Source organism: Halostella litorea (assembly GCF_004785955.1).
Taxonomy (GTDB): Archaea; Halobacteriota; Halobacteria; order Halobacteriales; family Natronoarchaeaceae; genus Halostella; species Halostella litorea.
On record NZ_SJER01000001.1, the window covers coordinates 1256020 to 1278478 of the forward strand.

Below are 22459 nucleotides of genomic sequence, written 5' to 3' on the forward strand. Positions count from 1 at the left end.
CCACGGAGTCGCGGCCCGTGTCCTCCAGTTCAGGCCCGGCCCGTGCACCGCCAGGCTTCGGCAGCGTTCGCGAGGTGGTCGGCGTACTCGCGGACGGCGTCGCGCCAGCGGTCGTCGCCGGCGGCGCGGGCGTCGCGCAACTCGTCCAGTTCGTCCCCGTCGTACGGCGACGCGAGGCGCACCATGCCGAAGACGACGGATTCGGCGGCGTCGCCGTCGTCCAGAGCCGGGTCCGTCACCCGATCCCGGACCCGCTCGGGCGGGGCGTCGAGGCGGATCCCCGACCCCGGGATGCTCTTGGACATCTTGGGCGTTCCGTCGACGCCCGGCACGAGCCGGGAGAACAGGCCGACCACCCGCCCGTCGACGCCGGCCGCCGCCCGGAGGTCGTCGAACCGCCGGGCCATCCCGACGTTGTCGGCCCCCAGCGACAGCAGGACGCGGTCGTACCCCGCGCGGAACTCGTCGGTCAGCGGGGCGACGTTGTCCGCCGCCATGAGCAGCCCGCAGAGCGACTCGGAGAACGCCGTCGCGTCGCCGCCCCCGGACTCGACCGCCTCGTAGGCGGCCGCCAGGTCGGCCTCGAACGCCGTGCGCTCGTCCCAGCGGTCGCCGCCGGCGTCGGGGTCGTAGCGGCGCGCGAGGCGGGTTGCCGCGCGCAATGCGTCGGCCGCCTCGCTCTGGACGACCACTCGTCCGCGCTCCGGGTCGAACCCGCGTTCGAGCGCGAACGCGCGGTACCGCTCGGCGCGCTCGCGCAGCGTCGCGGCGTCGCCCCCGCCGGCGTTGTACACCACCTGGTCGGCGACCGTCAGCCGGACGTCGAAGCCGGCGCGCTGGAGGTCGACCGCCGACCGGACCTGCCCGAGCGTCCCGACGTGGGGCGCGCCGGTCGGCGAGATACCGACCGAGACGAGCGTCTCCGCGGGCGTCGCCGCGGCGAGCGCGTCGGCGTCCCCCACGAACGCGAACCGGTGCCGGCAGGTCGACGCCGACAGGTCGCCGATCGGTCCGTCGACGGGGTCGTACCCGCGTCGTTCTACCGCCGCCTCGTAGTGGGTTTCGAGGTCGGTCACGGGCGGAAATGTCTCATCGAGCCATAAAGTGCTAATTCGTCACTAGGTAGCGTGCGACAGAGCCGACCGGTGTCGGCCGGGAGGGTAGCGCGGCGACCGCGACGGCCCGCAGTTGCGTCGCCGGCGACCGTCCGCAACGTTGCGGCCGCCCGTGGTTTCAAGCCCCGCGGGGCCGACGGTTCGGCCATGCCAGCAGCAGTCGTCACCGGGTCGTCGCGCGGCATCGGTCGAGCGATCGCGCTCCGGTTCGCGGCGGACGGGTACGACGTGGCCGTGAACTACCACACGAACGAGGCGAAGGCCGAAGAAGTGGCGGACGCCGTCCGCGAGCGCGGGCAGGAGGCGGTCGCGGTCGGAGCCGACGTGGCCGACCCCGAGGCGGCGGCGCGACTCGTCGACCGCGCGGCCGACGCGTTCGGCGGCGTCGACCACGTCGTCAACAACGCCGGGATCGACCAGCACGTGTACACCGAGAACCTCGACCCCGCCGACTTCGACCGCGTGATGGACGTGAACGTCAACTCGGCGTTCAACGTCACGAAGGCCGCCCTGCCGCACCTCCGTGACTCCGACGACGACCCGTCGGCGACCGCCGTCTCGTCGATACTGGCCCACACCGGCGCGCCGATCGAGGTCCACTACGCCGCCTCGAAGGGCGCGTTGCTCTCGCTGGTTCGCAGCCACGCCGAGGATTTCGCGCCCGACGTCCGGGTCAACGCCGTCGCGCCCGGCCACGTCGAGACGGACATGACCGCCGACCGCTCCCCCGACGAGAAGCGCGAGGAACTGGCCGACATCCCGCTGGACCGGTACGGCCGCCCCGAGGAGATCGCCGACGCCGTCGCGTACCTGCGGGACGCGTCGTTCGTCACGGGCGAGACGCTGAACGTCAACGGCGGCGAGGAGATGCGGTAGGCGGCGGCGCGGCTGGTCGGCGTGGGTTCGGAAGGAAGTAGTCCCGACAGGATTCGAACCTGTGTCGAAGCCCCCAGAAGGCTTCAGGATTGGCCGCTACCCCACGGGACTCGTAGCGTCGCTTTCGAGTGCGCATCCAATAGTAACGCACATCCGTATTTGAGTGTTGCGAAGTCGAATGTCCGCCGCCCTCCGCTACTCGTCGGCGGAGCCGACCCCGGGCGGAACCGAGTAGTGTTCCTTGCGGTGGCAGTTCGCACAGAGGACGGTACACCGGTTTATCTCCTCCCCGATATTTGCCTTCGAGTACCCGTACACGACCATCGCAGAGATACCGAGATCCTTCTCCCCGGGATGGTGGAAATCGAGACAGGCCGGGTTTCCCTCCCCGCACCGCTCACAGGCACAGTTGTCCCGCTTGTACACGTGCAGCCACCGCCTGAGTTCCGCGCGTCGGCGGTCCTTCTTCCGGATCTCCGACTCGCGGTTCTTTCGATACCACCGCTGATACCCGGATAGCTCCCGCCACTCCCGGTCCGACAGGTCGACGTCGTCCGGTTTCGGCTGTACCTCGCCTTCGTTCAACGATCCCCGTTCGAACGTCTCCAGTCCGGCCGCCTCCTTCGCAGCGTTCCAACTACCCATCACGCGCAGGATCGTCGCGGACGCCGGCCTCAGCCCCAGTTCCTCGTACTGTGCCTTGGTCGGCGATTCGCCGAGTTCCCGCGCGGCCTCGCTGAGGGCGTCGAGGTACTCCTCCTCGGTCGTCATGGGGGCGGTAGCCGCGTTCTGGTATTTAATGAGACGACCCGCTAATGAATGTCAACAAACACCAAACTATTATCCGTTGGCGTGTCAACGGCGGGGTATGATCCGTCGGATCCATCCGGTCCGTGGTCGGCGTGGGTAGCCCGCTCGCAGTCGGCCCGTTCAGCAACGCGATGCTGATCGGGGCCGTCTTGACCGTCGGCTTCGGTGCGTTCGGCTTGGTCACGCTGTATCGGGGCGTGAACGACCTTGGACGGGGGTATCGCATCATGTCGAACGACCCCGTCGATGCGGGGAGCGTCCATCTGGAGAGCGGCGTCGTCGAGGTACAGGGGACGGCCGAACCGATCGACGGCACGCTGGACGCGGCGTACACGGAGACGGACTGCCTGGCCTACGAATACGAGGAAAAGCACAAGCACGAGGACCACGACGACGACGGGAACGAACGAGAGGAGTGGCGGACGGTCGACAGCGGCGGCGATGAGACGCCGTTCTACGTGACCGACGACACGGGGTCGGTGGCGGTCGACCCCGACGGGGCCGAGGTGTCGGTCCACTCGGACCGGGTCGATTCGAGCATACGGGTCCGGAAGTACGAGGGCCGACTGGACCCCGGCGAGACGGTCCACGTCTACGGCGAGAAAGTGGACGCGGCCGACACGGCCGACGCGCCCGGCGACGAGCGGGTGTACATCGGCGACGGGGGCACGGCGGAGTCGTTCACCATCTCGGACACGACCGAGAACCGAACGATCATGCGCTACCTCGGCAAGGGGGTGGCCACGACCGTGATAGGCGTCGTCACCCTCGGGGCCGCCAGCGTCCCGACGCTGACGTACACGGGCCACCTCTCGTCGGTCAGGGAGTTCGCGTCGCAGTACCTGCCGCTCCTCCTCGCGTGACCGGCAAGCCGGAGCTGGCACGTTGGTTCGCCGACTGTGCATAGATCGACACCCATTTTACCCTCACCTGTACACACTCGTGTATGTACATCGGCCGTTTCGTCGTCGTCGGCCCGGACGTCGCCGCGTACCGAGTCTCCTCCCGGTCGTTCCCGAACCGCCGGATCGACGAGCGCGAGGGCGCGCTGACCGTCGGCCCGACGGCGGACGCCCCGGAGACGGACAACCCCTACATCGCGTACAACTGCGCCCGCACCGTCGGCGATGCGGCGGTGCTTGGCAACGGGTCGCACGTCGACCCGATCACCGAGAAGGTCGGCCTCGGCTACCCGGCGCGTGACGCGCTGGCCACCGCGTTGCTGTCGCTCGACTACGAGAAGGACGACTACGACACGCCCCGCGTGGCGGGCGTACTGACCGCCGAGGGCGCGTACGTCGGCATCGTCCGGAAGGACGCCCTGCTGGTCGAGGAAGTGACGGAGCCGACGCTGGTGGCGACCTACGAGAAGAACAGCCCGGAGGCGTTCGACTTCGCGGCCGGCGACGCCGCGGCGGCCGCCCGCGAGGCGTACGACCTCGACTTCGAGCACGCCGTCTGTGCCGCCGGCGTCGCGCGGACCGACGACGGCTTCGAAACGGCGGTCGTCAACGGCGACGAGTAGGGCCGGACGGAGCGCCGCGACAGCAGAGCGGTCTCGGGGGGCGGACAAGCCTGAAGGGTCGCGCCCGCGTCGGGGTCGGTATGCGACTGGGCGTCATCTCCGACATCCACGGCAACCGCGTCGCCCTGCAGACCGTCCTGAACGACATGCCGCCCGTCGACGGCCTGCTGTGTGCGGGCGACGTCGTCGGCTACAACCCCTGGCACGCCGACTGCGTCGCGGCGGTCCGCGAGCGCGACGTGCCGACCGTGATGGGCAACCACGACCGCGCGGTGGCGACGGGGACCGCGTTCCGGTTCAACAGCATGGCCGGCGCGGGCGTCGAGCACGCCCGGGAGACGCTCTCCGAGGACCAGGTCGCGTGGCTCGCCGACCTCCCCGACGAGCGCGTCGAGTGCGACGGCCGGGTGAAGATCGTCCACGGCCACCCCGACGACCCGGACCGCTACACCTACCCCGACCAGTTCTCGCCGCGGCTGCTGGGCGACGAGGACGTCCTCATCATGGGCCACACCCACGTGCAGGGCCACGAGCAGTACGGGGAGGGGATCGTGATGAACCCCGGCAGCGTCGGCCAGCCGCGCGACGGCGACCCGCGGGCGGCGTACGCCGTGCTGGACCTGGACGCACTGACCGTCGCGGAGCACCGCGTTGAGTACGACATCGCCGCCGTGCAGGAGGCCGTCGCGGCCGCCGACCTGCCCGGGAAGATCGGCGCGCGGCTGGAGAAGGGGCGGTGAGAGCGGCGCGCCGGCGAGCGGCGAAACCGCCCGTATCGGTGCCATGAGGGGTCAGCGCCCCGGTACGAGCAAAAGGTTAACCCTGCCCCCGGGGTAGAATGGACGCCATGTCGATCACGGACGCGATCAGGGGAGGGGGAACGGACTCGAAACTGTACTTCGCCGTCGGGGGGCTGTCGCTACTGAAGGCGCTCGCCGTCCGCGGCGACAAGGCGCGGTTCCGGTCGGAGCTGGCGGACGCGGCGCTGTTCCTCGGGATCGGCGTCGTCCTGCAGCGCGCCGAGCAGCGGCGGTCGGCGAAGCTCGGCGACGTCGACCGCCTCCGGCAGGAGGTGCGGCGGCAGTTCGGCGGGCAGGAGGAGTCGAGCGGCTTCCGCGACCGCGCGCGCAAGCGGCTCGGCCGCGAGCAGGAGCCGGAATCGCGCTCGCTGGCCGACCGGATCCTCGGCTGAGCGCGAGCGGAACGGTTCAGGGTGTCGTCGGATCAAACGGGCCGGAGCCGCGCGGAGAAGTGCCGGAGTTCGGCCATCTCGGGCTCGTCGACGACTTCGAGGCCGGCCACGGCGTCGGCGCGGTCCTGAACGGCCGCGAGCGTCTCGACGACGTGTTCGACGTGCTCCCGGCCGTACGTCCGGCGGGGCAGGGCCAGCCTGACCAGGTCCGGCCTGTCGGCCCCGGGGAACGCGAACTCGCCGAGTTCGACCGCTCGGACGCCGCCCTCGCGGTACAGCTCGCAGACGAGCGCCTGGCCCGGGAACTGCCCCGTCGGGACGTCCGGGAGGAGCTTGCCGGCGTCGACGTAGACGGCGTGGCCGCCGGGCGGCCAGTACACCGGAATTCCGGCGTCCCGGAGCCGGTCGCCGAGGTCACGGACCTGCTCGACGCGGTCCCGGACGCGGCCCAGGTCGACCGCCTCGCGGAGGCCGACGGCCATCGCCGCCAGGTCGCGGCCGGCCATCCCGCCGTACGTGGGGAACCCCTCGTAGAGGATGGCGCGCTGTTTCGCCCGCTCGAACAGGTCGTCGTCCTCGACGGCGACGAAGCCGCCGGCGTTGACCAGCCCCTCCTTCTTGCCGCTCATGACGAGGGCGTCGGCGTAGCCGAGCTGTTCGCGGGCGATCTCGGCGATCGATGTGTCGCCGTAGCCGGGTTCGCGCTCGCGGACGAAGTAGGCGTTCTCGGCGAACCGGCAGGCGTCGATCACGAACGTGGCGTCGATATCGTCGGCGAAGGCCGCGACTTCGCGGGTGGTCTCGACGCTGACGGGTTGACCGGCCGCGGAGTTGTTGGTGATCGTCAGGACGACGACCGGGACGTTCTCCGCGCCGACGCGGTCGACGTGCTCGCGGGCGCGCTCGACGGAGAAGTCGCCCTTGAAATCGCCCTCGGCGTCGGGGTCGTGTGCGCCCTCGACGGGGCAGTCGACGGCCTCAGCCCCCTGGTTCGCGACGTGTGCGCGGGTCGTGTCGAAGTGCGTGTTGTTGAGGACGGCGTCGCCCTCGCCGACCAGCGCGCCGTAGAGGACGTTCTCCGCGCCGCGGCCCTGGTGGGCCGGGACCACGTTCTCGAACCCCATCACGTCGCCGACCGCCGCCTCCAGTTCGCGGAAGCTCTCGCTGCCGGCGTAGGCCTCGTCGCCCCGGAGGAGGGCCGCCCACTGCTCGTCGCTCATCGCGCCGGTCCCGCTGTCGGTCAGCAGGTCGACGTACACGTCGTCGGCGTCCAGGTTGAAGACGTTGTAGCCGGCGGCCTCCAGGTTGGCCGCACGCTCCTCGCGGTCGGGCAACTCGATCCGCTCGACCATCTTGGTCTTGTACGCTCGCATGCCGCCGTATACGGCCGGCGGCGTGAACAAGTTAATCGGCGGGATCTGCCGGACGGCGACCAGATCCGCGGGGTGACGGCGAACCGCGGTCGACGGTGGACGGACGTATCCATCGGTCGGCATGTCGGGGCCTTCGGGGGCGAGTCCGGCCACCGCGACCACTCAGAGCCCGATGTGTGAGGTCGAACTCGGGCCGTCGTCGCCGTCGTCGATACCGCCCTCGTGTTCGAACTCGACGTCGTCGTCCGTGAGGTAGATGTCGCCGCGGTTGACCGTCACGTCGACGCCCGGCAGCGTCGTGCCGGCGGCGTCGCCGTTGTCGCAGTCGCCCGAGCAGGCGTCGAACATCGACCCGTGCTTCGGGCAGACGATCTGGCCGTCGCGGACCGCCGCGCCGAACCCGCGGTCGAAGCGCTGGGCCTCGTGGGTGCAGCGGTTGATCCACGCCTCGACGCCGCTTTCCTCGCAGGGGACCAGGATGACCTCGTCGAGTTCGTCGTACTCGTCGCGGATCGTAAAGAGCCACGAGCCCTCCTCCTCCACCGTCTCGACGGTCGTCAGTCGGTCGGGCATCGGCGAGGTGTAAGGCCACCGACGAAGTAGTTCGTTGGGTTTCGGCCGCGCCCGCCGCGACCGGCGGCGGCGCTCACAGCCGTCGACGGCCGTCCGGGACGGCGTCGTGACTGTCGGTCGTAGTACCCGAAAAATCGCGAGTTAGTGGTGTCGAGAGAGACTCAGTTGCGAACGACGTTGGTCGCGCGCGGGCCCTTGGGGGCCTGTTCGATGTCGAACTCGATGTCCTGTCCTTCTTCGAGGTCCGCGCCGCCAACGTCCTCCATGTGGAAGAAAACGTCGTCGTCCGCATCCTCGGTGGAGATGAAACCGTAACCGCCCGTGTCGTTGAAGAAATCAACAGTTCCGTTTGCCATTGCAAACAAGTGTAGGGCCTATCCACTCATAACGCTTCCGAGAGTAACGGTACCACGGAGGTCCCCCATTCGTTCGTTCAAACGCGACAGTCCGGACATTGCCACTCGGCCGCGCTGGCGTGCGCGAGGCCCCGCCGAGCGCCGCCAGCGGACGGGGGAGGGCAGGCACTCGAAGCGTGTCGCGGCGACCGCCGCGACTCGCGCAGACTAGCGGTACCTGGAACGAGCGCCGCAGGCGCTCGTTGGCGGACATTGAAAGGGCGCAGCGAGGCCTGCCAAGGCCGAGCAAGGGCTTTCCTTAGAAGCGGTTCTGCATGATCTCCAGGGCCTGCTCGCGGTCGTCCCAGTCGACGAAGGTGGCGACGGAGGTGGCGCTGGTGATGAGGTCGTGGATGTTGATGCCGGCCTCGGCCATCGGCTGGACGATCTCCTGCATCACGCCGGGGCGGTTCGGCAGTTCGCCGCCGGTGACGCGGATGACCGCGAGGCCGTCCTCGACGGTGACGCTGGAGAGGGGCTCCTGGTCGACGACCTCGCGGTGGAGCACCGTCTCGGCCCCCTCGGCGTCGGACTCATCGACGTAGAACGTCACCGAGTCCATCCCGCTGGCGATGGCGTCGACGTTGATGTCGGCGTCGCCGAGCGCGGCCGTGAGGTCCCGCAGGATGCCGGGGCTGTTGCGGATGGCGCGGCCCGCGACCGTGATGCAGGCCAGCGACCCCTCGCGCATGTCCACGAGGCTCCGGAACTCGCCCTCGACGCGGGTGCCGCCGGTGAGCAGGTCGCCGTGCTGGTAGTGGACGACGCGGACGCTCATGTTGCCGGCCTTGTACGAGAGCGCGCTGGGCGCGACGACCTCCGCGCCGCGGAACGAGAGGTTGCGGAGTTCGTCGACGGTGATCTCGCCGACGTTGCGCGCGCCCTCGACGACGCGCGGGTCGCCGGTCATGACGCCCTCGACGTCGGTGACGATGACGACTTCGTCGGCGTCCATGTAGCGGCCGAGCATGACGGCCGTGGTGTCGCTCCCGCCGCGGCCCAGCGTGGTGACGTTGCCGTCGTGGTCCTGCGCGAGGAAGCCCGTGATCACCGGGACGACGCCGTCGAGGCGGGCGGCGAGCGCGCGGGCGCGGCGCTTCGTCTCCTCGACGTCGACCTCGCCGGCGGGGTCCGTGATGACCGGCCAGTCGTCGCTGCCGGGTTCGAGGAAGACGGCCTCGATCCCGCGGGCGGCGAGGGCGGCCTTGAGCATGCGGACGCTGGTGCGCTCGCCCATGCTGACGATCTGGGCGCGGTCCTCGTCCTCCGTCTCGAAGGTGATCTCGTCGAGCAGTTCGTCGGTCGTCGACCCCATCGCGCTGGCGACGACGGCGATCTCGTGGCCCTCCTCGACGGCGGTGGCGATCGAGTCGGCGGCGCGGTCGACCCGTTCGCCGCTCCCGAGGCTGGTTCCGCCGAACTTCGCAACTACTCGCATCCTACCACCCGTGGGCGCGTGTCAACGGCGATCATGGGGTGTCGTTGCCGTACCGCGGTGATAACCCTGTTCATCTCCGGGAATTTTGAACGAAGATCGTTGACTACCCGCGGTCGGTCCCGGCGTCGTCGTCGGCCACGTCGCCGGTATCGTCGGATCCGGTCCCGTCGTCGGCGTCGGCCTCCCGTGTGCCGTCGCCGGATGCGGGCGAGGACGCGGCGTCGCCGGCGGCCGGGTCCGGGCCGGGGCCGGTCGAGGGGTCCTCGGCGGCCGGCCGGTCGCCGTCGGGTCGGTCGCCGTCGGCGTCCTCGTTCGACGCGGTCATCTCCTCGCCCGGGTCGAACGGGACGAGGCCGGTCCCCGACGTGTACTCGAAGGCGGTCCACTCCGAGATGGTGAGGACGCCGGACATCTTCCGGATGCGGACCCGCCGGAGGAGCGTGTCGTCGACGATCCCGCCGTTGAGTTCGAGGTCGACGATCCCGTCGACGAGGTAGTCCAGGTCGTGGGGGAAACCGCCGTTCTCGCCGCTGAACGTCGCCCCGGCGAAGACGGGGACGAACCGGCCCTTGCAGACGTCGGCCCGCACGTCCTTGACGAAGTCGTAGGCCTGAACCGGCTGGACGAGCGTCCCGAGTTCCGTCAGGGAGTCCAGCACGACGACCCCCGTGTCGACCATCGACTCGGCTTCGAGGCAGTTGTCGAGTTTGTTCGCCAGTTCGCTCATGTCGCTGGGGTCGCGGACCGTCTCCGTCGCGGGCTCAGTGACCCGATGGAGGTGCTGGTTCCACGCGCTCATCCGGTCGTGCATCCGGTCGCGGTCGCCGACGCGGTAGGTGAAACAGTCGAGGATCCGGAGCTGTCCGGACTCGAGGTACGGGAGGACGTTCCACTCCATCGTGAGGAACGACTCGACGATCGAGGTGGGCGGCTCCTGAAACGTGACGACGACGGCGGGCTCGTCCCGGCGGAGGGTCCGCCAGACGAGTTCGGCGTGGAGCGCCTCGACCCGCGTGCCCGCCTGCCCCGTGAGCATGACGAAGGAGTTGCGCGGCAGCCCCTCGGGGAGGGAGGCGTCCAGCGCGGAGACGCCGGGTGCGAACCGGCGGTGGCCGTGGTACTCAGTGAACACGCGGTCCGACTCCCGCATGGCCCGGCGACAGGCGGCCGAACAGAACTCGTACGTCGCCCCGTCGTACTCCAGTTCGACCGGATCGACGGCGTGGGGGAGCCTGCAGAAGTCACAGCGCTGCGTCCCCTCGAACCCGTCGCTCATGGCTCGGAGTAGCGGCCGACGGGTTGAAAGTGTGACGCCCGTGAACGTCCCGCGCACGCCGCGGATTTATGTGTGTGTGGGAGCATACCGTGGTCGTGATGAAGATACGGGACGCCGTCGAGGCGGACGCGGACGACATGGCCGCGATCGCCGACGCCCCGACGGACGTGATGCGCAACCTCGTCCACGACCGCACCGTACGCGTCGCCGAGTCCGAGGAGGACGGGACGGACCCGAACGCCGACACGGACGAGCGCGACCCGGGACTGCTCGGCTTCGTCAGCTTCGACGCGCGCGAGAGCTGCGTCCACGTAACGCAGGTCGACGGCACCGCAGAGGCCTGCGAGCAACTGCTCGCCGAACCCGTCCGCTTCGCCGAGCGCGAGTCGATGCCGGTCGAGCTGATCGCGCCGGACTCCGTCCCACACGTCGCCGAGGCCGCCGAGCGCGTCGGGTTCGCCGAGGCCGGCCCCGGGCCGCAGTTCGACGGCACGCCGACCGTGAAGTACCGGCTGGAGCCGTAGACGGGAACCGTCGCCGGGAGGGAACCGGCGGGAACCGCATCGGACCCGACATCGTCACGCGGCCAGCGCGAGCGCGCGGCGCTCCGACGCGCCGCGTGCGAGCGTCCGGGGGAGGGCAGGCACTCGAAGCGTGCGCCAGCGACCGCTGGCGCTCGCGCAGACTAGCGGGCCTTAGCGAGAATCGCTGCGCGATTCTGGCGGCGGACATTGAAAGGGCGCAGCGCGCCGCGCCAGCGGCGCGCAAGGGCTTTCAGTGGAATTTTCTGATCGTCGGCTCCAGCGTGTCCAGGTCGACGACCGGCGCGAACCCGGCGTCGGGGTCGATGTTGACGGACTTCTGGAACGCCGTCTGTTCCTGCCAGCAGCCCGAGTTGATCGAGAGGACGTTGTGGTACTTGCCGACGCCCAGCTTGTGGACGTGGCCGGTGTGGAACACGTCGGGCACCTCGTCGATGGTGAGGTAGTCCTTCTCCTCGGGCGCGAGCCGGAGGTGGCCGCCGTACTGCGGGGCGACGTGGCGCTTCTTCAGGAGGTGGTACATCGCCTTGTGGGGGTCGTCGTAGCTGGCCTTCTCCTCGGGGAGTTCGGCGATCACCTCGTCCAGCGAGACGCCGTGGTACATCAGCACGGAGACGCCCTCCAGCGTGACCGTCGAGGGGTTGCCCGTGATCCGGGCGTCGTGGGCCGACATGATGTCGCGCAGTTCCTCGTCGAACGCCGGCTGGGGCTCGGCGAGGCGGACGGCGTCGTGGTTCCCCGGGATCATCACGATCTCGATGTCGCCGGGCACCTCCTTCAGGTGCTCCGAGAACTGCCGGTACTGGTCGTAGATGTCGACGATGTCGAGTTCCTCGTCCTGGTCGGGGTAGACGCCGACGCCCTCGACCATGTCGCCCGCGATGAGCAGGTACTCGATCGCCGACGCCTCGGGGGTGTGGAGCCAGTCCGCGAAACGCGACCAGGCGTCGGCCATGAACTCCTGGCTGCCGACGTGGACGTCGCTGATGAGCGCGGCCTGCACGTGGCGGTCGGCGGTGTTCGGCGAGTACGTCCGCGGCACGTCCGGGAAGTGCATCGAGTCGACGAAGAGGATGCCGCCGTCGTCCGCGAGCGACCCCTCGACGGCGATGATCTCGTCGTGGAGCAGTTCCTCGACGAGCGCCGCGATGTCGCGGTCCTTCATCACGAGACAGGGGAACGTGCCGGTCGGGTCCTCCAGTTCGACGAGCCAGTGGCCGCTGGCCGTCGACCGGATGTCGCTGACCATCCCGACCATCGACGCCTCGCTCCCGCCGGGCATCGACTGGATCGCCTCGGCCGGGCGGTGGTTCACGCGCGACCGGAGCTTGCCGCCGAGGCGCTCGTAGCGGTCCCGAAACACGGCGACGAAGTCCTCGTACGCGCCCGTGCCGGTGCTCCGGCCGGTGATGTCGTTCGCTATCTCGACGGAGCGGACCGACTGGTCCGCGGTTCGACCCGCCGACACCGTCGTTTCGTGTGGAGACGATTCTGGCGTTTCGTCGGGGGTGTCGTCGGGTACTGCAGTCGAAGTGGAGGGGTCGTCGGCGGTCGGACCGACGGAGCCGCCGTCGGCGGCCGAGGCCCCGGACCGAGCGTCGGGGGAGGCAGCGGGTTCGGCATCAGTAGACGCGTCAGTCTCCGCAGTCGCGTCGGTCCCCGCCGGCGCGTCGACCGCTCCGGCCCGGGTGGAGGCGGACTCGGACATCGTCGCGGGGTCGCCGGCCGCGTCGTCGGCGTCAAGCACCTCGCGCACGTGGTCGACGGAGAGCCGCAACGCGCCGTCCGGGGCGGCCTCGACGACGCGCTCCAGCGCGCGGGCCGGGTCGTCCGCGGAGGCGATGAGGGTTACGGCCTCCCGGTCCGCGTTGTACCCCCGGCTCGTGAGTTCGCTCACGATCCGTGCGGGGGCCTCCAGTGGCACACCGACGATAGAAGTCGGCGGCGGGCAAAAGCGTAGCGGAACGTCGGGACCGGAGCCGTGGGACCGGACCGCACGAACAGAAGGTTGATTTCCCGGAGGCCAGTATGCGAGGACGATGACTGACGCCGGTACCGGCGACGAGCCCGACCGTGACCCCCCCGACGGCGACGACCCGGCGGGGGACGGCGACGGCGGTCCGGAACCGAGCCCTGACACCGCTCCGGCCGCGGACGCCGGCTCCGGTTCGGACGCCGACGCCGCCTCGGGGGAGCGCGCCGACGCCGCGACGGCGGACGCGGACACCGCTCTGGCCGCAGACGAGGAGCGGTCACGCCGGGGCGTGGCCTCCGACGGATCCCCGTCGAACGGGACGGACGGCGACGGCCCCCCGACGAACCGGGCGAACGACGACGGCCCCGACCCCCGCGAGGAGCCGGTTACCTGGTTTCTCAAGTCCGACAACGAGGGCGTCGCCGCGGTCCGGGACTTGCTGAGCACAGTCGCGCTGGTCGCGCTGGTGGGCCTGGTGCTGTTCGCGGTCAGCGGGATCTGGCCGCCGCTGGTCGCCGTCGAGAGCGGGAGCATGGAGCCCCACATGGAGAAAAACGACCTCGTGTTCATCGTCGACGAGGGGCGGTTCGCCGGCGACGGCGCGGTCCACGGCGTCGTGACGTACCAGCGCGGCCAGGAGACCGGCGTCCGCTCGTTCGGGAGCTACGGCGACGTGATCGTGTTCGAGCCGGACGGGAGCGACGGGGTGCCGATAATACACCGCGCGCGCTTCTACGTCGAGGAGGACGAGGAGTGGGTCGACAGGGCGAACGCCGAGTACCTCAGGGGCGACACCTGCGAGGAGGTCCGGAACTGCCCGGCCCCCCACGACGGGTTCATCACGAAAGGCGACGCCACGCCGTACTACGACCAGGTCGCCGGGCGGACCACCGTCGTCAAGTCCGAGTGGATCAAGGGTCGCGCCGAGGTCCGTGTCCCGTGGCTCGGGTGGGTTCGACTCCAGTTCGCCAAGCTGTAACCGGCCGCGAGACGCTCTTGCGTGCGGATATCGCCGTGATCTCCACTAGAAACGAGGGGGTCGTGGATCGGAGTTTACGGGGACGACGTGTCGGCCTCCAGGGGAAACGGTGGCCGCCACTGTGGTGGCCGCGCGGACGGGTCAGTTGTCGAACCGCGCCTGGACGAACGGCTGGACGTCCTCGATGTCGCCCAGCCGCGAGTCCGACAGGAGGACGGCCTCGGTCTCCTCGATGGGGACCGAGAGGCTGATCTCCTTGGTGCGGCCGTAGCGGCCCTTCGAGACGACGACCGCGTTGACGATCCCGAGCATGTCGAGTTCGCTGATCAGGTCCGTCACCCGGCGCTGGGTGAGCACGTCGGCGTCGATCTCCTCGCAGAGGCGCTTGTAGATGTTGTACACCTCGCCGGTGTTGATGTTGTGGACGCCGTTTTTCTCCAGCAGGATGATCGAGAACAGCACGATCTTCGACTGCGTGGGGAGGGTCCGCACGACCTCGACCACGCGGTCGAGTTCGATCTTGTCCTGAGCCTTCCGGACGTGGTCCTCGTCGACCAGTTCGGACTGGTCGCGCTCCGCGAGTTCGCCCGCGGTCCGCAGCAGGTCGAGCGCCCGCCGGGCGTCGCCGTGCTCCTGGGCGGCGAACGCGGCACACAGCGGGATCACGTCGTCGGTCAGTGCGTCGGCCTTGAACGCCACGTCCGAGCGGTGCTGGAGGATGTCCCGGAGCTGGTTGGCGTCGTACGGCGGGAAGACGATCTCCTCCTCCCCGAGGCTGGACTTGACGCGGGGGTCGAGGAAGTCGGTGAACTTCAGGTCGTTCGAGATGCCCATGATCGACACGCGCGAGTTGTCCAGTTCGGAGTTCATCCGAGAGAGGTTGTATAGCGTGTCGTCGCCGGACTTCTCGACCAGCTTGTCTATTTCGTCCAGCATGATGACGACCACGCGCTCGTGGTAGTCGACGGCCTCGAAGAAGACGCTGTACACGCGGTCGGTGGGCCACCCCGTCATCGGGACCGTCTCGAACTCCTCGCGGTCGGCCTCCAGCTCCGCGATGCGGTCGTCGACCGCCTCGACGGAGTCGAAGTCGGCGTCGGACAGGGCCGCCGGGTCGTCCGTCGCGGCCTCCCGGAGCTCCCGGAGGTCGCCCAGCCGCTCGTCGATGTGGCGCTCGTTCTCCTCGATGAACTTGTTCGCCAGCTGGGCGAGCACACGGTACTGCGTGTCGGTCACCTCGCAGTTGATGTACTCGACCTCGCAGGGCACCTGGTACTTCTGGGAGGTGCTCTCCAGTTCCTGGCTGACGAACTTCGCGCTCGCGGTCTTGCCGGTCCCCGTCTTCCCGTAGATGAGGATGTTCGACGGCGTCTCGCCCCGCAGCGCGGCGACGAGGATCGTCGCCATCTTGTTTATCTGCTCGGTGCGGTGTGGTAGTTCGTGTGGCGTGTACGACGGGCGCAGCACCTCCTTGTTCTCGAAGATGGGCTCGCCGCTCAGGAGGTCGTCGAACAGCCCCTGATTCTCCTCCTCCTCGTCCTCCAGAACGACGTCGTCGAGTTCGACGTCGAAGTCCTGCGACGAATCTACGTCGACGTCGGCGCGCTCCGATCCCGTGTCTTCCTCGGTCATCCGTTGCGTGATTCACCCCTTCGTTTCATCTGGAAACCGCCCGCCTAAGCCGAGCGAACCCGTCGTAGTGGCCTCATATCGTGGGTTCGCAGTCAATACGGTGTCGCGGTCCGTCCAGTTGATGCAAACGAAGTGGAGGTACACCAGGGTCTTAAAATCTTCCCTCTCGGAATAGCGACCGTTCGGACCGGCGGAACGGACCGCTGACCGATGTAACGTCCCGGATCAAGCGGGGTTTGTGGTTCGCGGGCCGGTCGGAGCCACGTCCCACAGGCTCGAACGTCGTCGACGTCGTAGTCGTCAGTCCCAACGGAGACGGCCGTCGACCGGAACCAAGTGGATCTGCGGGAAGTTCCGGACGGTCGACGGGGCAGTCAGTCCGTCGGGGGCAGTTCGGGTCCGTCCGCGGACCGGGCCGGTTCTGGTTCGCTTGGGAGCTTACCCGGTACGTCGCAGGCTGTCCCGTTCATCCTCTCGGCTCGAACCTCGTTTCGCGGGTCAGTCTCGATCTCTCCGACACCCCCACCCCTTCGTTTCAACTGGAGACGGCGCTCGGCGGGGCGTGGGGTGTGGGGTGACGGGTGGTGTTCGTGTCGACTGTCGGATCGGTTAGCGGGTCTCTAGTGGTTCCTAATAGATTGTTTCAGTATGTACAATATATGAAAAACGTGCTTACTGCATTACGGTTTTGGTTTGAGAGCTTGGTACATAAAACCACGCCACTCTAGACTGCCGGAGACACCCCCACCCCACCTTCGACCGTTCCACCCGAAACGAAGGGGTGGGGGGGTCACCCTCGTCCTTCTTCCCCGTACAACGGCGTTCGAGATCCGTCGGGGTTCGAGGGGTCTCTCAACCGTCTCCGGTATGGTCGGCCCCGTTGGCCTGGCCCGTTACCCCCCACCGTTTCGCCTCCACACGAAAGAAGGGAATGTCTGGGTTCGAATGACCTACTGAACCCGCACTCTACATGACCTAACACCCCTCTGTTTCAACTGGAAACCACTGTCGCCACTCCCTTCACGGCGCACTCCCTTCGACACCCCGCAACGGGGATCCGTCCCGCTACCTGCGGGGACCCGCTCGCTATCCGGCACGTCCGGGCCGCATCGTCGGTCGCTGGACCGATCGGTTGGCGGACACGAACGGCGGGTGCCGATCCACGATCGCGGTACTGCGCGGCGGGCCGCCGTCGATCGCTCCGTTCGGGGCGGATACGTGTCTGACGTAGGCTTAAGTGAATCCGGTGTCGTTACGTGGACAAGCACCTACGGGTGCGTGAGGACAGGATGGGACTGATAAACGGACTCAGACAGAGCATCTCACGGGCGACGGAGCGGCTCTTCTCGGAGGAGGAGCCAAAGCGGATCGGCATCTACGGGCCGCCGAACGCGGGGAAAACGACGCTCGCCAACCGGATCGCGCGGGACTGGACCGGCGACGCCGTCGGGCCGGAGAGCCAGATCCCCCACGAGACCCGGCGGGCGCGCCGGAAGGAGGACGTCGAGATAGAGCGCAACGGCAAGTCGGTCACGATAGACATCGTCGACACGCCCGGCGTGACGACGAAGGTTGACTACGAGGAGTTCACCGAGTTCGACATGGAGAAGGAGGACGCGGTGCGTCGCTCCCGGGAGGCGACCGAAGGGGTCGCCGAGGCGATGCACTGGCTCCGGGAGGACGTCGACGGCGTCATCTACGTGCTCGACTCGGCCGAGGACCCGTTCACGCAGGTGAACACGATGCTGATCGGCATCATCGAGAGCCGGGATCTCCCCGTGCTCATCTTCGCCAACAAGATCGACCTCGAGGACTCCAGCGAGCAGCGCATCCGCAACGCCTTCCCCCAGCACGAGACCGTCCCGCTCTCCGCGCTGGAGGGCGACAACATGGACGAAGTGTACGACAAGATCGCGGAGTACTTCGGGTGAACCATGCCTGAGTCCAAAGAATCGGACGACGGCGTCCAGATCGACCTCATCAGCGGCGAGCGGATGGCCGGGATGACGAGCATGGAGAAGATCCGGATGATCCTGGACGGCGTCCACGAGGGCAACATCGTCATCCTGGAGGAGGGACTCTCCCCCGACGAGGAGAGCCGGCTGATCGAGGTGACGATGACCGAGATCAGCCCCGACGGGTTCAACGGGATCGAGATCGAGACGTACCCGCGCGCCCAGACCGACGACGCGAGCTTCCTGGACCGGCTGATGGGGCGGGAGTCGACGAACAAGCTGACCGTCATCGGCCCGGCGAACCAGATCCAGACGCTACACAAGGACGAGACGCTCATCAGCGCCCTCGTCTCCCGCAGATAATGCCCCACGAGTGTACGAACTGCGGCCGGACGTTCGCCGACGGCTCCAAGGAGATGCTGTCGGGCTGTCCGGACTGCGGCGGCAACAAGTTCCAGTTCGACCCGTCCGGCGGGTCGGACGGCGGTGGCGCCGCGGCCGACGCGAGCGCCGAGGCCGCCGACCCGAACGGAGGGGACGTCCCCGACGCGACTCCGTCGGACGACGGCGGAGCCACGGGCACCGTCGGCCGCGCACGCGAAACGGTCCGCGACTGGGTCGGGACCGACGACGCGTCGTCCACCGGCACGGACCCGACGGACGGCGCCACCGCCGACGCCGGCCCGGCGACCGACGGCACGGCAGGGGCGGCCGACGACGAGAACGCCGCACAGGCCGACGCCCGGAGCGGCGTGGTCGCGCAGGACGAACTCCCGGACGACCCGCCCGAACCCGCGCTCGACGAGCGCTCGCCGCCGAGCGACGCCGGCGAGCCGGCGGCCCCGACGGGCGGGACCATCGCGGACACGCCCGACGAGGAGCGCCCGGACCTCTCACAGCTCCGCGAGGAGCTCAACCAGCAGTTCGAGAGCATCAAGATCGTCCAGCCCGGCCGGTACGAACTCAACCTGATGGAGCTGTACGACCGCGACGAGTACATCATCTCGCTGCAGGAGGACGGCCGCTACGTCATCGAAGTTCCCGAGACCTGGCGGTCCGACGAGGAGGCGTAGCGTCCGCCACCTCGGCGTCCTCCGCCCCGTACCGTGTACCGTCTCTCGTCCCGACGCGATTGCCCTGGTTTTAAGCGCGCGTGGGTTCTCCACCCGACCATGAGCGAAGCCACGAAAGTCGTGCTCGGCACCATCGGGATCTCCGGACTACTGGCGGTCGCGCTCGTCGTCCAGTCGCTGCTCGCCTGATGTTCGAGGAGCGCGACCTGGGAGAGGACGTCGCGTCCGTCCGGGACGCCCACGCGCCGGACGCGCTGGTCCTCTCCGCCGCCAGCGACTTCGAGACGCTGCCGCCGGAACAGGCCGAGGACCTGGGGCTGCTGGTCGATTCGCTCGACCCGGCGACGTACCCGGCGGCGTGGCTCCCCGACGACGCGCCGCGCCTGCTCGCCCGGTACGCCGGGAGCGAGTTCACGATCGGCCTGCCCGGCGACGGGAGCGTCGCTTGGACGCGCCAGACCGACCCGCCCGTCGTCCTCGTCAAGCCGCGGGTGGAGGGGTCGCCCGAGTCGTTCGTCGACTTCCTCGTCGCGGAGGCGCTCGTACAGGTCGGGTTGGACGCCCCCGAGGGCTTCCTGCCCTTCTTCGGCGAGCGCTACCGCGACCTCGACGACGCGCTCCCGCTGTCGCCGAACGCGACGTATCAGGTGGCGGCGGCGCTGTACGACGGCTGGCTCGGCTGCCACACCCGCGAGACGTTCGCGGACTGGCCGGCCGACCACCCCCGGGTCGGCGAGGCATGGGTCGACGCCGGCGAGCGGATCGCGGGCCGCGTCGACGGCCTGCCCGGCGAGGTCGCGCGGGGTGAGACGGACTTCGCCGACGCGACGGAACTGGCCTGCGCGGCGATCAAACACGACCTCGACCTGCCCGCGCCGTTCGCGGCGCTGGCGACGAGCGCGTACCGCCACCACGGGGCGGAGTACGCCGTCACCTGGGCGGAGAAGACGTTCGAGGAACTGTAGCGGCCGGGCGCGATGGGCCGCGCCGGTCAGAAGTCGACGCTGACGCTCCCGTCCTCGTCCAAGTCGATGACGCCGTCGAACAGGTCGCGGTACGACGCGACGACCTCGTCGTCGTGGACCTCGGTCGCGAGGTGGAACAGGCCGACCGCGTCGTGCTCGTCGAGCAGCGCGAGGATCTCGCGGATCGCGTCCTGCGTGGCCTCCTCGCCGGCGTAGTAGGCCAGTTCCGTGATCGAGTCGAGGCTCACCCGGCGCTTGCCGTCGTGGCTCGTCAGGAACTCCTCGGTCTGCTCGACGATGCCGTCGAGGTCGTCGGGGGCACCGACGTAGTGGACGTGTTCGCTGCTGCGCCGCGAGTAGCCCCGTTCGACCGAGAGCGTGTCGAGGACGACCGCGCGGTCCTCGTCGACGTCGTAGTAGTCGAGTTTCTGCATGACCTCCCGGGCAGTGGTTCGTGTGGAGATCACGAGGAATCGGTCCGTGTCGCGCTTCAGAAAGTCGGTGTCGATGCGGTCCGTCTCGCCCGTGCTCGGATGTAACAGGAGCACGCCGGTCCCGCCCGGGACCGTCTCGGGGCTGCCGTCTATCGCCAGCTCGTAATCCATACACCGGAAAGCGTGTGGGACGGACTTAAGACTGCTGGACCGGGTGATCGCCGGTGAGCGGTCCGGACCCCCGCGACCTCAGAACACGCTGTCGGCGGTCGCCGCGCCGACGACGCTGAAGATCGCACCGACGCTGACGGCCTTGATCGTCGTCAGGACCACCCCGGTGCGCGTCGGGTCCGTGAGGATCTCCGCCTCCACCAGAAACGTCGTCGGGGCGGTCAGCGCCAGCGCGAGCACGAACACCGACCCGTACGACACGAGCATCAGCGAGACGAACCGGACGGGGATCCCCGCGACCTCCGCCTCGGTGTCGGGGTCCCGCCCCGCGTCGGCCTTGTACAGCGCGCCGTAGCCGATCCCGGCGACGATCCCCACCGTCACCAGGGCGTGCCAGAACGTCATGTTGGCCGCGAGCACCCACACCTCCTCGGTGACGACGAACGGCCCCGCCAGCAGGAACCCGCCGACGACCTGCTGTGCGGAGTCCGCGATCCGGTAGCGTTTGCGACGGCCGACCATACCCCTGTTCCCGGGGGGACGGATGAAAAGCCCCGCGACTCGCTCCCGCGCGGGACCGGTCCCGGCCTCGTCCGGATCCGTTTAGTCCCCGCGTCGTCTCGTCTCCCCCATGAGCGTCAGCGCCGAGTTCGACGAGTGGGCCGCGGACGGCCGCGACCGCGGCATGGAGGACCGACACTGGCACACCGCCAAGCACGCCCTCGCGCGGATGCCGGTCGAACCGGGCGACGTCGTCCTCGACCTTGGCTGTGGCAGCGGCTACGCCGGCCGCGCGCTCCGGGAGGCCAAGGACGCGAGCCGCGCCTACGGCCTCGACGGCGCGCCGAAGATGACCCGCAACGCCCGCGAGTACACCGACGACCCCGACGTGGGCTACGTCGTCGGCGACTTCGGGTCGCTTCCCTTCGCCGACGGCTCGGTCGACCACGTCTGGTCGATGGAGGCCTTCTACTACGCCGCCGACCCCCACGAGACGCTGCGGGAGGTCCGGCGCGTGCTCCGGCCCGGCGGCACGTTCTTCTGTGCGGTGAACTACTACGAGGAGAACGTCCACTCCCACGAGTGGCAGGACAACATCGCCGTCGACATGACCCGCTGGAGCCGGTCCGAGTACCGCGAGGCGTTCCGCGAGGCGGGCCTACACGTCGCCGAGCAGGACACGATCCCGGACGACGAGATCGAGATCCCGCCCGCCGAGGAGTTCCCGACCGATAGCTGGGAGACCCGCGAGGACATGGTCGAGCGCTACCGCGAGTACGGCACGCTGCTGACCGTCGGCGTCGCGCCCTGACGCTGCCTCGTCGCCCTGAACGGGGGGATCCGCTTCGATACCGCCGTTCACGGCCTAAATTTTTGTCGTGGGGGGATCTATCGGCTCCCACGCGTGCTCCCCGAAAGCTCCCTTCCCGCATGGGGCGTCGCCCTGGTTCTCGGGCTGCCCCTCCTCGACGTGGTGCACAGTTTCACCCCGTGGTCGCGTCGCCTCTGGACGGACCACGACCACCGGGCGTGGACCGCCTACTGGAGCGCCTCGGTGGTGCTCCGGTGGGCACAGGCCGGGGTCGCCGTCGCCGTCCTCGTCGCCGCCGACGCTTCGCTCGCGACGGTCGGCGTCCGAACGCCCTCGACGGCAGTCACCGCGGCCAGCGCCGGCCTCGCCCTCGTCGCCGCAGCCTGGTACGGCTACGTCGCCTTGCGAACGCCCGCGGTCCCGCGGGCCGACGCCCCGACGGACTACACCACGACGTACCCGGCCGACGGGTACGAACGCGCGCTCTGGTTCCTCGCGGGCGGCGTCACCGCGAGCGTCTGCGAGGAGTTCCTCTACCGCGGCGTCGCGGTCGCCGGCCTGCTCGGCCTGGGGCTCCCGTGGCCCGCGGCGGTGCTCGGCGCGGCGCTCGCGTTCGCGCTCTCGCACGGCCTCGCGGTCCTCAACCCCCTCGTGCTCGCGTTCTACGTGGCGATAGCCCTCGGGATGACGGGCGTCGTCGCCGTCACCGGGAGCCTGCTCCCGGCGGTCGCGGTTCACGCGACCATAAATCTCGCGTCGGTCGCCCGCGACCTCGACGACACGACGGTCGACTCCGTCCGGCCGGAGGCGGCGTAGCCACGTTCCGGCCGACCGGCCCCCTATGACTG

At 69.2% G+C, this 22459-nt stretch carries 25 protein-coding genes and 1 tRNA gene; 14 read left to right on the plus strand and 12 right to left on the minus strand.

Going from position 1 to position 22459, the window contains the following annotated elements:
• Nucleotides 1-29: 29 nt before the first annotated feature.
• Complete coding sequence (locus EYW40_RS12010; protein ID WP_161973206.1) at nucleotides 30-1076, minus strand: nucleotidyl transferase family protein; 1047 nt, start codon at nucleotides 1074-1076, stop codon at nucleotides 30-32.
• A 186-nt stretch (nucleotides 1077-1262) separates the two neighbouring features.
• On the opposite strand from EYW40_RS12010, the gene EYW40_RS12015 reads away from it, so the two are divergent.
• Nucleotides 1263-1991, plus strand: a complete 729-nt coding sequence (locus EYW40_RS12015) for an SDR family NAD(P)-dependent oxidoreductase (RefSeq protein ID WP_135821840.1) — start codon at nucleotides 1263-1265, stop codon at nucleotides 1989-1991.
• 38 nt (nucleotides 1992-2029) lie between these two features.
• Here EYW40_RS12015 and EYW40_RS12020 read toward each other — a convergent pair.
• Together EYW40_RS12020 and EYW40_RS12025 are read right to left on the minus strand one after the other, a co-directional pair.
• Nucleotides 2030-2102: transfer RNA gene (locus tag EYW40_RS12020), tRNA-Gln, on the minus strand.
• An 84-nt stretch (nucleotides 2103-2186) separates the two neighbouring features.
• A complete protein-coding gene (locus EYW40_RS12025) occupies nucleotides 2187-2762 on the minus strand; it encodes a homing endonuclease associated repeat-containing protein (protein ID WP_135821841.1) in 576 nt (191 codons plus the stop codon).
• A 131-nt stretch (nucleotides 2763-2893) separates the two neighbouring features.
• On the opposite strand from EYW40_RS12025, the gene EYW40_RS12030 reads away from it, so the two are divergent.
• The 4 genes from EYW40_RS12030 (at nucleotide 2894) to EYW40_RS12045 (ending at nucleotide 5518) form a co-directional block, all read left to right on the plus strand.
• Nucleotides 2894-3664, plus strand: a complete 771-nt coding sequence (locus EYW40_RS12030; RefSeq protein WP_135821842.1) for a GIDE domain-containing protein — start codon at nucleotides 2894-2896, stop codon at nucleotides 3662-3664.
• An 83-nt stretch (nucleotides 3665-3747) separates the two neighbouring features.
• Entirely contained in the window at nucleotides 3748-4326 is a 579-nt protein-coding gene (locus tag EYW40_RS12035; RefSeq protein ID WP_135821843.1) for an IMP cyclohydrolase, read from the plus strand.
• 80 nt (nucleotides 4327-4406) lie between these two features.
• The gene (locus tag EYW40_RS12040; RefSeq protein WP_135821844.1) at nucleotides 4407-5066 is read left to right on the plus strand and encodes a metallophosphoesterase family protein; all 660 of its coding nucleotides are present in this window, start codon (nucleotides 4407-4409) and stop codon (nucleotides 5064-5066) included.
• Between the two features lie 107 nt (nucleotides 5067-5173).
• Entirely contained in the window at nucleotides 5174-5518 is a 345-nt protein-coding gene (locus EYW40_RS12045) for a hypothetical protein (RefSeq protein WP_135821845.1), read from the plus strand.
• Between the two features lie 32 nt (nucleotides 5519-5550).
• Here EYW40_RS12045 and EYW40_RS12050 read toward each other — a convergent pair whose 3' ends face one another.
• The 5 genes from EYW40_RS12050 to EYW40_RS12070 form a co-directional block, all read right to left on the minus strand.
• On the minus strand, nucleotides 5551-6891 hold the full coding sequence (locus EYW40_RS12050) for a tryptophanase (protein WP_135821846.1): 1341 nt from the start codon (nucleotides 6889-6891) through the stop codon (nucleotides 5551-5553).
• A 162-nt stretch (nucleotides 6892-7053) separates the two neighbouring features.
• Nucleotides 7054-7464 (minus strand): Rieske (2Fe-2S) protein, encoded by a 411-nt coding sequence (locus EYW40_RS12055; RefSeq protein ID WP_135821847.1) that lies wholly within the window; start codon nucleotides 7462-7464, stop codon nucleotides 7054-7056.
• A 161-nt stretch (nucleotides 7465-7625) separates the two neighbouring features.
• Nucleotides 7626-7820, minus strand: coding sequence for a cold-shock protein (locus tag EYW40_RS12060; protein WP_135821848.1), 195 nt, complete (start codon nucleotides 7818-7820; stop codon nucleotides 7626-7628).
• Nucleotides 7821-8118: 298 nt separating this feature from the next.
• Nucleotides 8119-9297, minus strand: a complete 1179-nt coding sequence (locus tag EYW40_RS12065; protein WP_135821849.1) for an aspartate kinase — start codon at nucleotides 9295-9297, stop codon at nucleotides 8119-8121.
• 103 nt (nucleotides 9298-9400) lie between these two features.
• Nucleotides 9401-10573, minus strand: a complete 1173-nt coding sequence (locus EYW40_RS12070) for an ATPase domain-containing protein (protein WP_202614509.1) — start codon at nucleotides 10571-10573, stop codon at nucleotides 9401-9403.
• Nucleotides 10574-10671: 98 nt separating this feature from the next.
• Here EYW40_RS12070 and EYW40_RS12075 point away from each other — a divergent pair, with 98 nt between their 5' ends.
• Nucleotides 10672-11097, plus strand: a complete 426-nt coding sequence (locus tag EYW40_RS12075; RefSeq protein WP_135821850.1) for a hypothetical protein — start codon at nucleotides 10672-10674, stop codon at nucleotides 11095-11097.
• A 250-nt stretch (nucleotides 11098-11347) separates the two neighbouring features.
• On the opposite strand, the gene EYW40_RS12080 is transcribed toward EYW40_RS12075, so the two are convergent.
• Nucleotides 11348-13039, minus strand: a complete 1692-nt coding sequence (locus EYW40_RS12080) for a DNA-directed DNA polymerase II small subunit (RefSeq protein WP_135821851.1) — start codon at nucleotides 13037-13039, stop codon at nucleotides 11348-11350.
• 115 nt (nucleotides 13040-13154) lie between these two features.
• Here EYW40_RS12080 and EYW40_RS12085 point away from each other — a divergent pair, with 115 nt between their 5' ends.
• Complete coding sequence (locus tag EYW40_RS12085; protein WP_135821852.1) at nucleotides 13155-14069, plus strand: S26 family signal peptidase; 915 nt, start codon at nucleotides 13155-13157, stop codon at nucleotides 14067-14069.
• A 141-nt stretch (nucleotides 14070-14210) separates the two neighbouring features.
• Here EYW40_RS12085 and EYW40_RS12090 read toward each other — a convergent pair whose 3' ends face one another.
• The gene (locus tag EYW40_RS12090; RefSeq protein ID WP_135821853.1) at nucleotides 14211-15701 is read right to left on the minus strand and encodes a Cdc6/Cdc18 family protein; all 1491 of its coding nucleotides are present in this window, start codon (nucleotides 15699-15701) and stop codon (nucleotides 14211-14213) included.
• 1289 nt (nucleotides 15702-16990) lie between these two features.
• Between EYW40_RS12090 and EYW40_RS12095 the strand changes: the two genes are divergently transcribed.
• From EYW40_RS12095 to EYW40_RS12110, 5 genes are all read left to right on the plus strand, one after another.
• Nucleotides 16991-17632 carry an Era-like GTP-binding protein gene (locus EYW40_RS12095; RefSeq protein ID WP_135821854.1) on the plus strand — a complete coding sequence of 214 codons (642 nt, stop codon included), beginning with the start codon at nucleotides 16991-16993 and terminating at the stop codon, nucleotides 17630-17632.
• Nucleotides 17633-17635: 3 nt separating this feature from the next.
• Entirely contained in the window at nucleotides 17636-18019 is a 384-nt protein-coding gene (locus EYW40_RS12100; RefSeq protein ID WP_135821855.1) for a DUF2073 domain-containing protein, read from the plus strand.
• The gene (locus EYW40_RS12105) at nucleotides 18019-18729 is read left to right on the plus strand and encodes an OapC/ArvC family zinc-ribbon domain-containing protein (RefSeq protein ID WP_135821856.1); all 711 of its coding nucleotides are present in this window, start codon (nucleotides 18019-18021) and stop codon (nucleotides 18727-18729) included. The genes EYW40_RS12100 and EYW40_RS12105 overlap by 1 nt, the downstream gene beginning before the upstream one ends.
• A 99-nt stretch (nucleotides 18730-18828) precedes the next feature.
• Nucleotides 18829-18918 (plus strand): hypothetical protein, encoded by a 90-nt coding sequence (locus tag EYW40_RS20515; protein WP_449271850.1) that lies wholly within the window; start codon nucleotides 18829-18831, stop codon nucleotides 18916-18918.
• Nucleotides 18918-19694: a DUF7089 family protein gene (locus tag EYW40_RS12110; protein ID WP_135821857.1), complete on the plus strand. Its 777-nt coding sequence runs from the start codon at nucleotides 18918-18920 to the stop codon at nucleotides 19692-19694. The genes EYW40_RS20515 and EYW40_RS12110 overlap by 1 nt, the downstream gene beginning before the upstream one ends.
• A 26-nt stretch (nucleotides 19695-19720) precedes the next feature.
• Here the strand turns inward: EYW40_RS12110 and EYW40_RS12115 are convergent, their stop codons facing one another.
• Together EYW40_RS12115 and EYW40_RS12120 are read right to left on the minus strand one after the other, a co-directional pair.
• Nucleotides 19721-20299, minus strand: a complete 579-nt coding sequence (locus EYW40_RS12115; protein WP_135821858.1) for a DUF7090 family protein — start codon at nucleotides 20297-20299, stop codon at nucleotides 19721-19723.
• A 78-nt stretch (nucleotides 20300-20377) separates the two neighbouring features.
• Nucleotides 20378-20821, minus strand: coding sequence for a DUF2391 family protein (locus EYW40_RS12120; protein ID WP_135821859.1), 444 nt, complete (start codon nucleotides 20819-20821; stop codon nucleotides 20378-20380).
• A gap of 109 nt (nucleotides 20822-20930) precedes the next feature.
• Here EYW40_RS12120 and EYW40_RS12125 point away from each other — a divergent pair, with 109 nt between their 5' ends.
• Both EYW40_RS12125 and EYW40_RS12130 read left to right on the plus strand, forming a co-directional pair.
• Nucleotides 20931-21611 (plus strand): class I SAM-dependent methyltransferase, encoded by a 681-nt coding sequence (locus EYW40_RS12125; protein ID WP_135821860.1) that lies wholly within the window; start codon nucleotides 20931-20933, stop codon nucleotides 21609-21611.
• Nucleotides 21612-21704: 93 nt separating this feature from the next.
• On the plus strand, nucleotides 21705-22427 hold the full coding sequence (locus tag EYW40_RS12130) for a CPBP family intramembrane glutamic endopeptidase (RefSeq protein ID WP_135821861.1): 723 nt from the start codon (nucleotides 21705-21707) through the stop codon (nucleotides 22425-22427).
• Nucleotides 22428-22459 lie beyond the last annotated feature (32 nt).

Excerpts from the sequence above, each read along its gene's own strand:
- EYW40_RS12015 (WP_135821840.1), top strand. The coding sequence starts at position 1,263 with ATGCCAGCAGCAGTCGTCACCGGGTCGTCGCGCGGCATCGGTCGAGCG.
- EYW40_RS12025 (WP_135821841.1), bottom strand. The coding sequence starts at position 2,762 with ATGACGACCGAGGAGGAGTACCTCGACGCCCTCAGCGAGGCCGCGCGG.
- EYW40_RS12035 (WP_135821843.1), top strand. The coding sequence starts at position 3,748 with ATGTACATCGGCCGTTTCGTCGTCGTCGGCCCGGACGTCGCCGCGTAC.
- EYW40_RS12040 (WP_135821844.1), top strand. The coding sequence starts at position 4,407 with ATGCGACTGGGCGTCATCTCCGACATCCACGGCAACCGCGTCGCCCTG.
- EYW40_RS12045 (WP_135821845.1), top strand. The coding sequence starts at position 5,174 with ATGTCGATCACGGACGCGATCAGGGGAGGGGGAACGGACTCGAAACTG.
- EYW40_RS12050 (WP_135821846.1), bottom strand. The coding sequence starts at position 6,891 with ATGCGAGCGTACAAGACCAAGATGGTCGAGCGGATCGAGTTGCCCGAC.
- EYW40_RS12055 (WP_135821847.1), bottom strand. The coding sequence starts at position 7,464 with ATGCCCGACCGACTGACGACCGTCGAGACGGTGGAGGAGGAGGGCTCG.
- EYW40_RS12060 (WP_135821848.1), bottom strand. The coding sequence starts at position 7,820 with ATGGCAAACGGAACTGTTGATTTCTTCAACGACACGGGCGGTTACGGT.
- EYW40_RS12065 (WP_135821849.1), bottom strand. The coding sequence starts at position 9,297 with ATGCGAGTAGTTGCGAAGTTCGGCGGAACCAGCCTCGGGAGCGGCGAA.
- EYW40_RS12070 (WP_202614509.1), bottom strand. The coding sequence starts at position 10,573 with ATGAGCGACGGGTTCGAGGGGACGCAGCGCTGTGACTTCTGCAGGCTC.
- EYW40_RS12075 (WP_135821850.1), top strand. The coding sequence starts at position 10,672 with ATGAAGATACGGGACGCCGTCGAGGCGGACGCGGACGACATGGCCGCG.
- EYW40_RS12085 (WP_135821852.1), top strand. The coding sequence starts at position 13,155 with ATGACTGACGCCGGTACCGGCGACGAGCCCGACCGTGACCCCCCCGAC.
- EYW40_RS12090 (WP_135821853.1), bottom strand. The coding sequence starts at position 15,701 with ATGACCGAGGAAGACACGGGATCGGAGCGCGCCGACGTCGACGTAGAT.
- EYW40_RS12095 (WP_135821854.1), top strand. The coding sequence starts at position 16,991 with ATGGGACTGATAAACGGACTCAGACAGAGCATCTCACGGGCGACGGAG.
- EYW40_RS12100 (WP_135821855.1), top strand. The coding sequence starts at position 17,636 with ATGCCTGAGTCCAAAGAATCGGACGACGGCGTCCAGATCGACCTCATC.
- EYW40_RS12105 (WP_135821856.1), top strand. The coding sequence starts at position 18,019 with ATGCCCCACGAGTGTACGAACTGCGGCCGGACGTTCGCCGACGGCTCC.
- EYW40_RS20515 (WP_449271850.1), top strand. The coding sequence starts at position 18,829 with ATGAGCGAAGCCACGAAAGTCGTGCTCGGCACCATCGGGATCTCCGGA.
- EYW40_RS12110 (WP_135821857.1), top strand. The coding sequence starts at position 18,918 with ATGTTCGAGGAGCGCGACCTGGGAGAGGACGTCGCGTCCGTCCGGGAC.
- EYW40_RS12115 (WP_135821858.1), bottom strand. The coding sequence starts at position 20,299 with ATGGATTACGAGCTGGCGATAGACGGCAGCCCCGAGACGGTCCCGGGC.
- EYW40_RS12120 (WP_135821859.1), bottom strand. The coding sequence starts at position 20,821 with ATGGTCGGCCGTCGCAAACGCTACCGGATCGCGGACTCCGCACAGCAG.
- EYW40_RS12125 (WP_135821860.1), top strand. The coding sequence starts at position 20,931 with ATGAGCGTCAGCGCCGAGTTCGACGAGTGGGCCGCGGACGGCCGCGAC.